Annotated in this window: 15 protein-coding genes and 1 tRNA gene; 4 read left to right on the top strand and 12 right to left on the bottom strand. The window is 57.5% G+C overall.

The window, feature by feature from the left end; translation table 11 throughout:
• Positions 1 to 15: 15 nt before the first annotated feature.
• The 3 genes from iscR to trmJ all read right to left on the bottom strand — a co-directional run bounded on the left by iscR (position 16) and on the right by trmJ (position 2,303).
• A complete protein-coding gene (gene iscR / locus FBX99_RS08795; RefSeq protein WP_003185160.1) occupies positions 16 to 507 on the bottom strand; it encodes a Fe-S cluster assembly transcriptional regulator IscR in 492 nt (163 codons plus the stop codon).
• Positions 508 to 754: 247 nt separating this feature from the next.
• Entirely contained in the window at positions 755 to 1,531 is a 777-nt protein-coding gene (gene cysE / locus FBX99_RS08790) for a serine O-acetyltransferase (protein WP_047702174.1), read from the bottom strand.
• Between the two features lies 1 nt (position 1,532).
• Complete coding sequence (gene trmJ / locus FBX99_RS08785) at positions 1,533 to 2,303, bottom strand: tRNA (cytosine(32)/uridine(32)-2'-O)-methyltransferase TrmJ (protein ID WP_144923129.1); 771 nt, start codon at positions 2,301 to 2,303, stop codon at positions 1,533 to 1,535.
• A gap of 144 nt (positions 2,304 to 2,447) precedes the next feature.
• Between trmJ and suhB the strand changes: the two genes are divergently transcribed.
• Positions 2,448 to 3,266, top strand: coding sequence for an inositol-phosphate phosphatase (suhB, locus tag FBX99_RS08780; RefSeq protein ID WP_145131263.1), 819 nt, complete (start codon positions 2,448 to 2,450; stop codon positions 3,264 to 3,266).
• Between the two features lie 275 nt (positions 3,267 to 3,541).
• Here suhB and FBX99_RS08770 read toward each other — a convergent pair whose 3' ends face one another.
• The 6 genes from FBX99_RS08770 to queA all read right to left on the bottom strand — a co-directional run bounded on the left by FBX99_RS08770 (position 3,542) and on the right by queA (position 9,624).
• Positions 3,542 to 4,090: a glycine zipper 2TM domain-containing protein gene (locus tag FBX99_RS08770; RefSeq protein ID WP_024777040.1), complete on the bottom strand. Its 549-nt coding sequence runs from the start codon at positions 4,088 to 4,090 to the stop codon at positions 3,542 to 3,544.
• A 117-nt stretch (positions 4,091 to 4,207) separates the two neighbouring features.
• Positions 4,208 to 5,122, bottom strand: coding sequence for a protein translocase subunit SecF (secF, locus tag FBX99_RS08765; protein ID WP_144923126.1), 915 nt, complete (start codon positions 5,120 to 5,122; stop codon positions 4,208 to 4,210).
• Positions 5,123 to 5,131: 9 nt separating this feature from the next.
• On the bottom strand, positions 5,132 to 7,000 hold the full coding sequence (gene secD / locus FBX99_RS08760; RefSeq protein WP_144923121.1) for a protein translocase subunit SecD: 1,869 nt from the start codon (positions 6,998 to 7,000) through the stop codon (positions 5,132 to 5,134).
• 65 nt (positions 7,001 to 7,065) lie between these two features.
• On the bottom strand, positions 7,066 to 7,401 hold the full coding sequence (gene yajC / locus FBX99_RS08755; protein ID WP_007956696.1) for a preprotein translocase subunit YajC: 336 nt from the start codon (positions 7,399 to 7,401) through the stop codon (positions 7,066 to 7,068).
• A gap of 43 nt (positions 7,402 to 7,444) precedes the next feature.
• On the bottom strand, positions 7,445 to 8,560 hold the full coding sequence (tgt, locus tag FBX99_RS08750) for a tRNA guanosine(34) transglycosylase Tgt (protein ID WP_178111879.1): 1,116 nt from the start codon (positions 8,558 to 8,560) through the stop codon (positions 7,445 to 7,447).
• A gap of 14 nt (positions 8,561 to 8,574) precedes the next feature.
• Positions 8,575 to 9,624, bottom strand: a complete 1,050-nt coding sequence (gene queA, locus FBX99_RS08745; protein ID WP_144923115.1) for a tRNA preQ1(34) S-adenosylmethionine ribosyltransferase-isomerase QueA — start codon at positions 9,622 to 9,624, stop codon at positions 8,575 to 8,577.
• A gap of 108 nt (positions 9,625 to 9,732) precedes the next feature.
• On the opposite strand from queA, the gene FBX99_RS08740 reads away from it, so the two are divergent.
• Positions 9,733 to 9,817, top strand: a tRNA-Leu gene (locus FBX99_RS08740).
• A gap of 292 nt (positions 9,818 to 10,109) precedes the next feature.
• Positions 10,110 to 10,439, top strand: a complete 330-nt coding sequence (locus FBX99_RS08735; protein WP_145131261.1) for a hypothetical protein — start codon at positions 10,110 to 10,112, stop codon at positions 10,437 to 10,439.
• Between the two features lie 141 nt (positions 10,440 to 10,580).
• Here FBX99_RS08735 and FBX99_RS08730 read toward each other — a convergent pair whose 3' ends face one another.
• The 3 genes from FBX99_RS08730 to FBX99_RS08720 form a co-directional block, all read right to left on the bottom strand.
• Positions 10,581 to 11,171: a hypothetical protein gene (locus FBX99_RS08730; protein ID WP_145131259.1), complete on the bottom strand. Its 591-nt coding sequence runs from the start codon at positions 11,169 to 11,171 to the stop codon at positions 10,581 to 10,583.
• A 269-nt stretch (positions 11,172 to 11,440) separates the two neighbouring features.
• On the bottom strand, positions 11,441 to 11,800 hold the full coding sequence (locus FBX99_RS08725; protein WP_145131258.1) for a DUF6124 family protein: 360 nt from the start codon (positions 11,798 to 11,800) through the stop codon (positions 11,441 to 11,443).
• 502 nt (positions 11,801 to 12,302) lie between these two features.
• Positions 12,303 to 13,172, bottom strand: coding sequence for a LysR family transcriptional regulator (locus tag FBX99_RS08720; protein WP_145131256.1), 870 nt, complete (start codon positions 13,170 to 13,172; stop codon positions 12,303 to 12,305).
• A gap of 155 nt (positions 13,173 to 13,327) precedes the next feature.
• Here FBX99_RS08720 and FBX99_RS08715 point away from each other — a divergent pair, with 155 nt between their 5' ends.
• Positions 13,328 to 14,308 (top strand): hypothetical protein, encoded by a 981-nt coding sequence (locus tag FBX99_RS08715; RefSeq protein WP_145131254.1) that lies wholly within the window; start codon positions 13,328 to 13,330, stop codon positions 14,306 to 14,308.
• Positions 14,309 to 14,368: the final 60 nt, after the last annotated feature.

Raw genomic sequence — 14,368 nt, 5'->3', positions numbered from 1 at the left:
CGTGCTCTGCGGCAGTCATTCGACGGCGGACGCTTCAATCTTGTCCAGGTGCGGCGCCTTGCTATTGCAACGGCGCTGGTCCTGACGCTGGGCTACTTCTTGCACCTCACGGCGGGTAACAAGGTCAGCCAAGCTGATACCGCTCAGAAACTCGTGGATCTGCAGGCTCAAGTCGCACCACAGATGATGGGTCAGGCAAGTATCACCGCCATGGCAGTCGCCCAACCCCTGACATTTGGTCGCATCGACCGATTCGTTCACCGCATCGATCACCTGGGCGACCTGGATGCCTTGCATGTCGCGCGACAGCTGATAGCCGCCACCAGGACCACGCACACTGGACACCAGGTTGCTGCGACGCAGCTTGGCGAACAGCTGTTCAAGATAAGACAGGGAAATGCCCTGGCGCTCGGAGATATCGGCCAGGGACACCGGCCCGTGCTGCGCATGCAATGCCAGGTCCAGCATCGCGGTCACGGCGTATCGGCCTTTTGTAGTCAGTCGCATGGACAATTACCACGGAGTTCGGAATGGGGCGAGTATGCAATTCCCGAGTAATTAAGTCAACTATAAGACCTAGTGGAGCACTCGGGTTTACCCGCGAAAGAGCGCGCGCATGATAGCAAAGGCTTGGCGGGCAGGACAGTGACACCGCGTTATCGTTCATCGCGAGCAGGCTCGCTCCCACAGGGATCGCATAAACGCCACGATTCAATGTAGGAGCGGGCTTGCTCGCGAAGGGGCCAGCCAGGTTTCAGCCGACCTGGCTCTGATCCTTGTCCTTCACGCACGCGAAATCTTCCTCGCGCAGCTCAGGCAGGTCCTTGGCACAATAATTACTGCCCAGGTCCTTCAGGGCGCCGCACATCCCCTCCAGGCGCCCGTCGACGGCCTGCAGGTGATCGAGCAACTGGTTGATGGCGCGGGCGACCGGGTCGGGCATGTCTTCACCGACACCGTAGGCGTCGAAGCCGATTTTCTCGGCCATGGCCTTGCGTCGGGCGTCCTGCTCGTCATCGGATTTGACGATGATCCGCCCGGGAATGCCCACCACGGTCGCGCCGGGCGGCACGGCCTTGGTGACCACGGCGTTGGAGCCGACCTTCGCCCCCGCCCCGACGGTGAACGGGCCGAGCACCTTGGCGCCCGCGCCGACCACCACACCATCGCCCAGGGTCGGGTGGCGCTTGCCCTTGTTCCAACTGGTACCGCCCAGCGTCACCCCCTGATACAGAGTCACGTCATCGCCGATCTCAGCGGTTTCGCCGATGACAATGCCCATGCCGTGGTCGATGAAGAACCGGCGACCGACCTTGGCCCCCGGATGGATCTCGATCCCGGTGAGCCAGCGACCGAAGTTGGATACCAACCGTGCCAGCCACTTCCAGCCAAGGTTCCACAGGGCGCCGGACAGCCGATGGATCCAGATGGCGTGCATCCCCGGGTAGCAGGTCAACACTTCAAAGGCGTTGCGCGCCGCCGGGTCACGATGGAAAACGCTTTGGATATCTTCACGCAAACGATCGAACATTTTAATCCTTCCGCTTAATCAGCTCGCCACGGGCCGCTTTCTGGGTTTCCGTGAGGATGCCGCGCAATATATTCATCTCCGCCCGGCTGACCGAGCTTCGTCCGTACAACCGACGCAGGCGCGCCATCAAGTGCCTAGGCTTGTCCGGGTCGAGGAATTCGATGTCCACCAGGGTCTGCTCCAGGTGTTCATAGAATCGCTCCAGTTCGTCCATGGTCGCCAGTGTCTCACTGCGCGGCGACGTCGCCTCGAATTTTTCGACCTTGCTTGGCTTACCTTCGGCCGCCAGCCAGGCCATGCGCACTTCATAGCTCAACACCTGCACCGCCGCCCCGAGGTTCAAGGAACTGAATCCGGGGTCGGAAGGGATATGCACGTGAAAGTGACATCGCTGCAGCTCGTCATTGGTCAGGCCGGAGTCTTCACGACCGAACACCAACGCGATTTCGATACCCTGCGCGGCTTCCTCGACCACTTTCGTCCCACATTCGCGGGGATCGAGCAACGGCCAGGGGATGCGGCGGTCACGAGCACTGGTGCCGAGCACCAGGTTGCAGCCCGCCAAGGCGTCTTCCAGAGTGGCGACGACCTGCGCACCCGCCAGGATGTCACCGGCACCGGACGCCCGGGCGTCGGCTTCGTGATGGGGAAACAAGCGAGGCTCGACCAGCACCAGCCGCGACAGGCCCATGTTCTTCATGGCCCGCGCAGCTCCGCCGATATTGCCCGGATGGCTGGTATTGACCAGGACGACACGAATGTTCTGCAACAAGGGAGGCGCTCTCGAACACGACAAAGGGAGCAAATCTTACCTAAGCACCTACCGTTAAGCTATGAAAGCGAACGCCAACCTTCTCCTCGGAAAACTTTCTGATAGAATGCGCGGCTTTCTTTAACAACCTTAGGTGACACATCCATGCAGCCCATGCTGAATATCGCGCTGCGCGCCGCCCGCAGCGCCAGTGAACTGATCTTCCGCTCCATCGAGCGCCTGGATACCATCAAGGTCGATGAAAAAGACGCCAAGGACTACGTGTCCGAGGTCGATCGCGCCGCCGAACAGAAAATCGTCGATGCCCTGCGCAAGGCTTACCCGAACCACTCCATCCTCGGTGAAGAGACCGGCATGCACGCCGGCACCGGCATCGAGGGTGAAGAGTACCTGTGGATCATCGATCCGCTGGACGGCACCACCAACTTCCTGCGCGGCATTCCTCACTTCGCCGTCAGCATCGCCTGCAAATACCGTGGCCGCCTGGAACACGCTGTCGTGCTGGACCCGGTTCGCCAGGAAGAATTCACCGCCAGCCGTGGCCGTGGCGCCCAACTGAACGGTCGTCGCCTGCGCGTCAGCGGCCGCACCAGCCTGGACGGCGCCCTGCTGGGTACCGGCTTCCCGTTCCGCGATGATCAGATGGACAACCTGGACAACTACCTGGGCATGTTCCGCGCCCTGGTCGGCCAGACCGCCGGCATCCGCTGCGCTGGCGCCGCCAGCCTGGACCTGGCTTATGTGGCGGCCGGTCGTTTCGACGCATTCTGGGAGTCGGGCCTGTCCGAGTGGGACATGGCGGCAGGCGCCCTGCTGATCCAGGAAGCCGGTGGCTTGGTGAGCGACTTCACCGGCGGCCACGACTTCCTTGAAAAAGGCCACATCGTTGCTGGCAACACCAAATGCTTCAAGGCTGTGCTGACTGCTATCCAGCCGCATCTGCCGGCTTCGTTGAAGCGTTAAGCATCCCGGCTACAGAAAAAGCACCTTTCGGGGTGCTTTTTTTATGCCTCAGTTTTATGGATGAACCCGATCCCTGTGCCGGGCATGAAATTTGAGTTCACTGAAGTTCCAGTGTGGGAGCGGGCTTGCTCGCGAAAGCGGTGGGTCAGTCGATGTCTGGTTTGAATGCCAGTCCGCATTCGCGAGCAAGCCCGCTCCCACAGGATTGAGTGATGGATCCTGGAATCCGGGCATAAAAAAAGCACCCCGAAGGGTGCTTCTTCAAAACATTCAGATCACTGCGCCGGTTGGTTCTGGCCCAGGATCAGTTGGCCTTCCTTGCTCACCGGGATCTGGTTGCCCGGGTCGCGGTCCATGCGGACTTTACCTTCTTTGCCGTCGAGCATGTAGCGAACGTCGTAGCCTACCACCTTGTCGCTGATGTCATTGACCGTGTTGCAGCGCGTCTGGGTGGTGGTGTAGGTGTCGCGCTCCTGCATGCCTTCCTGAATCTTGTTACCGGCATAACCACCACCGGCCGCACCCGCCACGGTGGCGATTTTCTTGCCGGTGCCGCCGCCGATCTGGTTACCCAACAGGCCACCCGCCACGGCGCCCAACACAGTACCGGCAATCTGATGTTGATCCTGGACCGGCCGCTGCCGGGTCACGGTGACGTCCTTGCAGACCTCACGCGGGGTTTTGATCTGAGTCTTGACCGGCTCCACTGCCAGCACCTGCGCATACTCAGGACCACTTTTCACCAAGCTGTAGGTGGCGACCGCACCACCGGCAGTAACACCGACAGCACCCAATACCGCACCAACCAGCATCGATTTGTTCACTTGAACCTCCTGGGCATCACCAGCGGAATAATCCGCGCTTCTCCCAGCCTTGGAGCATAAAAAAAGGCGCGAGTTCAATTCGCGCCTTTTCAGCGGTGACGGGCGGAGCGACGCGCCTTACGGGCGGTCGTCCACTTCCGTTTCGGTGGCCGCAGGAGGAATCAGGTCCTCGGAGTTCAGGTTCAGCCAGATCAGCACCACGTTGGCGATGTAGATCGACGAGTAGGTACCCGCCAATACACCGATAAACAGCGCAATGGAGAATCCGAACAGGTTGTCGCCACCAAAGAACAGCAGCGCGGCAATCGCCAGCAAGGTGGAGATCGACGTCGCCATGGTCCGCAGCAGGGTCTGGGTGGTCGAGATGTTGATGTTCTCGATCAACGAGGCCTTGCGCAGCACGCGGAAGTTCTCACGCACCCGGTCGAACACCACGATGGTGTCGTTGAGCGAGTAACCGATGATCGCCAGCACCGCCGCCAGCACCGTCAGGTCGAAGGTGATCTGGAAGAACGACAGGATACCCACCGTCACGGCCACGTCGTGGATCAGCGAGACAATGGCGCCCACCGCGAATTTCCACTGAAAGCGGAAGGCCAGGTAAAGCAGGATACCGCCCAGCGCCATCAGCATGCCGAGGCCGCCCTGGTCGCGCAGTTCTTCACCCACTTGCGGGCCCACGAACTCGACGCGCTTGACCTTCGCCGGGTTGTCGCCACCGGCCTTCTGCAAGGCATCGGCAACCTGGTGGCCCAGTTGCGGATCTTCACCCGGCATGCGCACCAGCAGGTCGGTGGTTGCACCGAAGCTCTGTACGATGGCTTCGTGGTAACCGGACGTTGCCAGTTGCTCACGCACCTTGGTCACATCGGCCGGACGCTCGTAGGTCAGCTCGATGAGCGTACCGCCGGTAAAGTCCAGGCCGTAGTTCAGGCCCTTGGTGGCCCAGCTGAACAACGCCAGCACGGTAAGGAACAATGTGACGCCGAACGCAACGTTGCGAACGCCCATGAAGTTGATTGTACGTAACATGGCAGCCCCTTAAATCCACAACTTCTTGAAGTCACGACCGCCAAAGATCAGGTTGACCATTGCGCGGGTCACCATGATGGCTGTGAACATCGAGGTAAAGATCCCGAGGGACATGGTCACTGCGAAGCCCTTGACCGGGCCGGTGCCCATGGCGAAGAGAATCCCGCCCACCAGCAACGTGGTCAGGTTGGCGTCGAGAATCGCAGTGAATGCCCGGCCGAAGCCTTCGTTGATTGCCCGCTGGATCGACATGCCCGCGGCGATCTCTTCACGTATCCGCGAGAAGATCAGCACGTTGGCGTCCACCGCCATACCCATGGTCAATACGATACCGGCGATACCCGGCAGGGTCAGCGTGGCACCCAGCAGCGACATCAAGGCCAGCAGCATCACCATGTTCACCGCCAGCGCGACGGTGGCGATGAGGCCGAAGAAGCGGTAGATAGCGATGATGAACAGCGACACGAACAGCATGCCCCACAGCGACGCATCGATACCCTTGGTGATGTTGTCCGCACCCAGGCTCGGGCCGATGGTGCGTTCTTCAGCGAAGTACATCGGTGCGGCCAGGCCACCGGCGCGCAGCAGCAGCGCCAGCTCGGAGGATTCACCCTGGCCGTTCAGGCCGGTGATGCGGAACTGGCTGCCCAGTGGCGACTGGATGGTCGCCAAACTGATGATCTTCTTCTCTTCCTTGAACGCCTGCACCGCGACGTCTTTTTCGACGCCGTCGACCACTTGCTTGGTATAGGTGGTGATCGGCTTCTGCTCAATGAAGATCACCGCCATGCTGCGACCGACATTGCTGCGCGTGGCGCGGCTCATCAGTTCGCCGCCGTGGCCGTCGAGGTGGATGTTCACCTGTGGACGACCGTGCTCGTCGAAGCTCGCCTTGGCGTCGGTGACCTGGTCACCGGTGATGATCAGGCCGCGCTCGATCTGCGCCGCCGGGCGGTTGCCCTCACGGAACTCGAAGCTCTCGGAAGTGGCCTTGGACGCACCCGGCTCGGCCGCGAGGCGGAACTCCAGGTTGGCGGTCTTGCCGAGGATACGCTTGGCCTCGGCGGTGTCCTGCACACCCGGCAGCTCGACCACGATGCGGTTGGCACCCTGGCGCTGCACGATCGGTTCGGCCACACCCAGCTCGTTGACGCGGTTACGCACCGTGGTCAAGTTCTGCTTGATGGAGTATTCGCGGATTTCCGCCAGCTTGGCCGGGGTCATCGCCAGACGCAGCACCGGTTGACCATTGAGGTCGGCCGGCACAATGTCGAAATCGTTGAAGGTTTTGCGGACCAGTGCACGGGCCTGCTCGCGGGTATCTTCATCGCTGAAGCCCAGCTGAATGGCACCGTTGAAGGCCGGCAGGCTGCGATAGCGCACGCGCTCCTTACGCAACAGACTCTTGACGTCGCCTTCGTAGACTTTCATCCGCGCGTCGAGGGCTTTGTCCATGTCCACTTCCAGCAGGAAGTGCACACCGCCGGACAAGTCCAGGCCCAGCTTCATCGGATGCGCGCCGAATTTGCGCAGCCATTGCGGGGTGGTCTGGGCCAGGTTCAGAGCTACGACGTAATCGTCGCCCAACGCCTTGCGCACCACGTCCTTGGCCGGCAGTTGGTCTTCAGCCTTGACCAGGCGCAACAGGCCGCCCTTGCCATTTTCGGCAACAGACGCAGCCTTGACTTCGATACCGGAGGTCTTGAGGGCCGCGCTCGCACGGTCCAGATCCGCCTGGGTGACCTGCAAGGCAGTGCTTGCGCCACTGACCTGAATGGCCGGGTCATCCGGGTAGAGGTTGGGAGCGGAATAAATCAGACCGACCGCCAGCACCGCCAGGATCAGTACATATTTCCACAGAGGGTATTTGTTCAGCATCACGCCGCCCGCTTATGACGCGGGGCGCCTTGCGCGCCCCGTCGATTGAAGAGATGTTTGAAACCTTAGATCGCTTTCAGCGTGCCTTTAGGCAGCGTGGCCGCGATAGCGCCCTTCTGGAACTTCATTTCAACGGTGTCGGACACTTCCAGTACCACGAAGTCATCGGCCACTTTGGTGATCTTGCCGGCGATACCGCCAGTGGTCACCACTTCGTCGCCCTTCTGCAGGCTGCTGAGCAGGTTCTTCTGCTCTTTGGCGCGCTTGGCCTGTGGACGCCAGATCATCAGGTAGAAGATGACCAGGAAGCCGACCAGGAAAATCCACTCGAAACCGCCACCCATAGGCGCAGCTGCAGGGGCAGCGGCATCAGCCATGGCGTTAGAGATAAAAAAGCTCATTTAGCACTCCAGTTGCAAGTATTGAATCTAGGGATCGGAAAACTCAGTCCAAAGGCGGCACAGGCAACCCGCGCTTGGCATAGAAGGCCTCGACGAAGGCGGCCAATGTACCCTGTTGGATAGCCTCGCGCAAACCAGCCATAAGCACCTGATAATGGCGCAAATTGTGGATGGTATTGAGCATACTGCCGAGCATTTCGCCGCACTTGTCCAAATGATGCAGATAAGCGCGGGAGAAGTTCCGGCAGGTGTAGCAATCGCAGGTCGGATCCAGCGGCGAATCATCATGGCGATGGAACGCGTTACGGATCTTCAGCACACCGGTGTCGATGAACAGATGCCCATTGCGGGCATTACGGGTTGGCATCACGCAATCGAACATGTCCACCCCGCGGCGCACACCCTCAACCAGATCTTCCGGTTTGCCAACGCCCATAAGGTAACGAGGTTTGTCAGCGGGCATCTGGCCCGGCAGATAATCCAGCACCTTGATCATCTCGTGCTTCGGTTCGCCCACCGACAGGCCGCCAATCGCCAGGCCGTCGAAGCCGATCTTGTCCAGGCCTTCCAGCGAGCGCATGCGCAGGTCCTGGTGCATGCCGCCCTGGACGATACCGAACAGCGCCGCGGTGTTGTCGCCATGGGCATTCTTCGAACGCTGGGCCCAGCGCAACGACAGCTCCATGGACACCCGCGCCACGTCTTCATCGGCCGGATACGGCGTGCATTCGTCGAAGATCATCACGATGTCCGAGCCCAGGTCGCGCTGCACCTGCATCGACTCTTCCGGGCCCATGAACACCTTGGAACCGTCCACCGGAGAAGCGAAGGTCACGCCCTCCTCCTTGATCTTGCGCATCGCGCCCAGGCTGAACACCTGGAAACCGCCGGAGTCGGTCAGGATCGGGCCTTTCCACTGCATGAAATCGTGCAGGTCGCCGTGGGCCTTGATCACCTCCATACCCGGGCGCAGCCACAAGTGGAAGGTGTTGCCGAGGATGATCTGCGCGCCAATCGCCTCGATGTCCCGTGGCAGCATGCCCTTGACCGTGCCGTAGGTGCCCACCGGCATGAACGCCGGGGTTTCCACGGTTCCGCGGGGGAAGGTCAGACGACCGCGACGAGCCTTGCCATCGGTGGCGAGCAACTCGAAGGACATGCGACAGGTGCGACTCATACTGTTTCCTCGGGTCCGCGTGGCGCGGGGTTACGGGTGATGAACATCGCATCACCGTAGCTGAAAAAGCGGTATCCATGCTCGACGGCGGCCTTGTAGGCGGCCATGGCTTCGGGATAACCGGCGAACGCCGAAACCAGCATCAACAGCGTGGATTCGGGCAAATGAAAGTTGGTGACCAGGGCATCGACCACATGGAACGGCCGGCCCGGGTAAATGAAAATGTCGGTGTCGCCACTGAACGGCTTGAGCACGCCATCGCGAGCAGCGCTTTCCAGGGACCGCACACTGGTGGTCCCCACCGCCACCACCCGCCCACCGCGCGCGCGACAGGCCGCTACCGCATCGACCACGTCCTGGCTCACTTCCAGCCATTCGCTGTGCATGTGGTGGTCTTCGATGCGCTCGACCCGCACCGGCTGGAACGTCCCGGCGCCGACGTGCAGCGTCACGAACGTGGTCTCCACGCCCTTGGCGGCAATCGCCTCCAACAACGGCTGATCAAAATGCAGCCCCGCCGTCGGCGCCGCCACCGCCCCCAGGCGCTCGGCGTACACGGTCTGATAACGCTCGCGGTCCGAACCTTCGTCCGGGCGATCTATATAAGGAGGCAACGGCATGTGCCCGACACGGTCGAGCAGCGGCAACACCTCTTCGGCAAATTCCAGCTCGAACAACGCATCATGCCGCGCCACCATCACCGCCTCGCCACCACCGTCGATGAGAATCGACGAACCCGGCTTGGGCGACTTGCTGGAGCGCACATGGGCCAGCACACGATGACTGTCCAGCACCCGCTCCACCAGAATCTCCAGCTTGCCGCCGGAGGCCTTCTGGCCAAACAACCGCGCCGGAATCACCCGGGTATTGTTGAACACCATCAAATCGCCAGGGCGCAAATGCTCAAGCAAATCAGTGAATTGACGGTGAGCCATGGCACCGCTGACCCCATCCAGGGTCAACAGTCGACTGGCGCGACGCTCGGCCAGAGGGTGGCGAGCGATCAGCGAATCCGGGAGTTCGAAGGTAAAGTCAGCAACACGCATGATGGGGTTCGTCTAGCAGGGCCGGAAAGTCTAGCGGAATTATCAAAAATTCACCATGAAACGTGATTGACCAACGGTAGGCACCTCTCTATACTTCGCCGCCATTGAGCCCTGATGGCGGAATTGGTAGACGCGGCGGATTCAAAATCCGTTTTCGAAAGGAGTGGGAGTTCGAGTCTCCCTCGGGGCACCATTTTAAAGAAAGACCTTGAAATTCAAGGTCTTTTTTTTCGTCTGCAGGAAAGTGATTGACCATGCCCTTTTGTGGCGAGGGGATTTATCCCCGTTGGGTCGCGAAGCGGCCCCAACCACCAAACCTGTGGCAAGGAAGAATCTGTGGCTAGTAGGAACCTGTGGCGAGGGAGCTTGCTCCCGCTTGAGCGCAAAGCGCTCACAAAAATGCCCCTACCTCCGCCGACGCTCCGCCTTGCAACGCCCAATTGATCCACCGCCCCTCCTCACCCGCTGACAAAGGACTTCACCCCATGGAATTGCTGCTGGAAACGGTCGCTCTTTACTCGCTGAAGCTGGCTTATGAGACGGAGGGGCATAGTCCGATTTTGCGGGATGATCCGTTGATGGGGGACTATGATCGGGAGGTGTTTGGGCTGCTGGTGCGGCGGGGGGATATTCAGGGGATTCAAGCTAAGATAGAGCGCTGCCTGGATCTTGTCCAAGGGACGCTTGGGGGCGTTGATACAGTTTTGGGCCGCGAATTGCAGCGCCTGGCGATAGACTTTAGTTCTGCACAGAAACTGATTCAGTTCGAGGACCCGCTCATCGCGCTCAGTTGTTATTTGAAAGATATTCAGTAACCCAGTACGCCGCCCCTCTTACAGAACAACAGGCGCCCATGTGGGATCGCTAATATGACTCAAACTACCGACGAGGCCCAGGGCGCACAAGCCAGCGGATTCTGGCGTAGTTGTAGGCAAAGGCGCAACGCGATGTGAGCTCTAGGGTGCGACCTGACGGTGGGTGGTTACGATGAAGGGGCTGCCGTCCAGGGCGCTTTGCTCCAAGACAATCCTGTTCTTTTCCACCTCTTTGATGCGCGCTTGCCCCGATGCCCCTGCCGGGTAGATATCACTGAGGTTGGGCATGCTAGGGCCGACAAACTGCGCCACCGTCAGAGGCGAAATATCCTTGCCATCCACCGTGTACGTCTTGGGCACCGTCTTCATTTGCTCCAATGTGAACGAAAGGTACTCGCTATCGGCACTCCAGCTACCCGCGCCATTGACGCTGTACTCAAAGCGATAGGGTTTCGAAGGCTCTGTCCCCACCAGCGCGATCACCCCGCTCAGATTGTAATGGTTGTTGGCGAAGTATTCGGTCATGCCCTTGAACTCGAACTGAACGCCGCCGCCATTGGGATAGCTGAACTCTTCGGTCCAACGGCCAATGAAATGGCTTTTGTAGTAGTCAGCCCTCATGTCGGCCAACCAGGATGAGATGCTAGGGAGCCCTGCCATCAAACCAACAATGGCTACAACAGCGGCCCAGCCTTTTACAGAGTACTGCTTAAGTGTCGAGACAATGCTCATTGAAAGCTCCTAATCCATGAGGAGGCGTGCAGCACTCCGGTTCTCCTAAGCAAGTATTGCCGTAAAGCATGCCCCGGTCCCTCGGGAGAAATTCTTGCGCATCCTATCGGCGTTCAATTCAACAACTTGAGTTTCTTCGGCGATTTATCCTCATTCCTGACGTGTCGTCGACAAGGGAAAACCAGCGGTTGTTCAGGGCGGCCCTTCTCTTCGCACAAGAAAGGCCTAGTTGGGCAAGGCCTTTCCTGTACTGAGGTCAAGCGCCTCGGCTATCTCACCTCAACAATATCCAACGCCCGATTCGCCAATAGCTCACTCAACTCAATCACCTGTTGAATCCCCAACGCCACATGCCGCCGCGATCCGTCGAGATCGAACGCCAGATCACTGATCATGGCATTGGCCGAAGCCAGGTTCTCACTGAGGCTGGCAAGCAGGCATTCAGAATCCACATCAGAAGCGATGCGAAAGATGGTGTTGGGATTGTCGGACGTTTCTTTGTCAGGCTTGGGATTTAGATAGAAATCCAACGCTCGCGTAGCAGCGTCGTCGATTTTCTTGTTACGCGCAGTCTGGGCGCGGGAGACATGTTCGTCGGTAACTGGAGGATTCGGTGTAATTTTGACCATGGTCTTAGCTCTCTTTGGTTGAGGCTACGACCCGCTCGCGACTAAACGATGGGTGGCAGCTGTACGCAGGTTAGTCGACCGACGAGCTAAGAAATCGGCGCGCCCAAGGGCGCCCTGCGCACAGCCACCATCGAGCGCAGGGATGGGGAATACCTGACTGATGGACGCTTGAGCGACTTAGCTACGACGGGCGACTAAACCCGATCACTGATGAGCAGTGACAGGACTCAAACTACCGACGCTGCCCAGGGCGCACAAGCCGGCGGATTCTGGCGTAGTTGTAGGGAAAGGCGCAAGGCGATGTGAGTTCTAGGGCACAACCTGACGGTGGGTGGTCACGATGAAGGGGCTGCCCGCCCCGGGCACTTTGCTCCAAAACAATCCTGTTGTTCTCCACTTCCTTGATACGCGCCTGGTCCGATCCCCCTGCCGGGTAGATATCACTGAGGTTGGGCATGTTAGAGCCGGCAACGGCACCCCACCTACCTTTGTAAAAATACCATCATATTTCTTTGAACTCTTCTACCAGCAGTTCGACAAACTTGTCCTTCGCACGATGAACTTCAACATTCTTGTTCCACATAAAATAATTTTGTATAGGCGTCAAATCATCAAACATATACCCACTTATACTTCCAATGTTTTTGAACTGTTCATACATCCCCCTCGGAACTAAGGAAGCTCCGGCACCGGAGCTAACGCAGCCAAGAATGGTGCCATAACTGGCTATATCAATTATGGAGCTCGACACCTCATGCATCCTCAGCCAGTTTTCCAGCGATCCCCTATACGGGCATCTCTCTGGCCACATGAATATATCCATGCCACTTAAATCCTGCGGTTCACTTATCCGCGCCGCCGTCGCAGAAGCGATCAACACCAGCTCTTCCTTGTAAATCTCAGTGGCAGCAATATCCGGATGCTCAGGTCTGACAGCGATGATTGCCCCATCCAGTTTATGGCTCACCACATCAATTAATAAGTGCGACCAATCGCCAGTACCAAATTGCATTTGCACCAGAGGATAGAGATGATGGTACCTTGACAACAACTTGGGCAATCTACCTGTAGCTGACGATTCAATAGCGCCAATTCTCAAACTTCCCGAGGGCGCAGCCATAGGATCGAGAGCTCTTTGTGACTCCTGACACAAGGACAATATTCTATTCGTGTAGCCAAGAAATAATTTACCGGCAGGACTGATGACGAGCCCTCTTCCTTGCCTTATGAACAAGGAAACGCCAAGCTCCCTTTCTAAAATTTTAATCCTATTCGTAATATTTGACGGAACACAGTGCAACAGTGTAGCAGCACGAACAATACTACCTTGATCGGCCACGGTCTTGAACATAGTTAGCTGAGAGAGCTCCATCCCACTACTCACTGAAAGTGAATTATTTGCTGAGTATAAGTCACTTGTTGCACACCCTCAAGTCGCTTAACATTTAGAAGCTGATTTTCAAGGAAGGTAAATCAGAACATTCTAAGAGAATTAAATAATTCGATCATTTTCAAGGAAAGATACCTATGAACTCAGCATCACAGCAACGTCGCTTCGATATATTTGAAAGCAAGTCTATGCAAGAGTTTGGGGAGTTTTTTGTTGAGTCACTACCCAAGCACATACGAAACTTGAAAATTCCCGGACGAACCATATTTGAAAATCACCGCAGGGAACCCTCGCCAGCTCACATAGTGCAAATATCCGAACTTCAAGATGCCATGCTTGAGGTGCTTCGCCATCCAATTACACAAGAAGCCCATTTCCATACTGAAAGCGCATTCAGAGCCTTCCTTAGAAAGCAAACGGTGGACCCTACTGTTCTGATGTTTTTCAATGGATGGAATGAAACTCACAAAACCACTAGTTTAGTTTCAGCTAAAATCATCATGCGGTTATCAGCAGACGCGATATCTTTACCGGCTGAAAAGCGAGCTGGCTATAACAACGTTATGGCACACATGCATGAAGTTGTGAAAGACGATTTCGGGCTTGGACACCAAGGCCACGATGGCATGTACGAATATATGACATCAGCTTTTGGAGCAACAGCTTGGGTTGAAGATCAGTATAAATTAAATGAATGTAACGAATTTTCACAGTTTCTATATGACACTGGAGTTGCGGAATATAAATCCCCACTTAACTCAGCGGCGCATAAGGGCTCGATATTGGATGCCATGATGGTTTCGATTTCTTCAGAGCTATGGAATGGTCGGGAGTATAATTTCATCGCTCAACACATAGAAAATAAGTTACTCGAGGTTAATCCGGACATGAGAGCGGATACTTTGCGCTTTCGCAACGCCAAAAGTTATGTAATGGGTCATGCCGGTGAAGTGGAAAACAAGCATGGCTTGCATGCTTTGGCCGCGGCACAAGCCTATGGCCGAACGGTAGGTATAAATTTTAAGCCAAGCCGATTAAAAGGAATTATGCTTAGTTACAACGAACGAGTAGGAAAAGCTTTTGCGGCAATGCACAACGCCCTGAGCTCATATACGTAGGCTTACTATGCCGCAGAAAAACTCCAATTATCCCCTGCAACAAGTCGCAGGCTAACCGAC

The organism is Pseudomonas sp. SJZ074 (assembly GCF_007828215.1).
Lineage (GTDB): Bacteria > Pseudomonadota > Gammaproteobacteria > Pseudomonadales > Pseudomonadaceae > Aquipseudomonas.
This window is presented reverse-complemented; position numbering and strand designations above follow the sequence as displayed.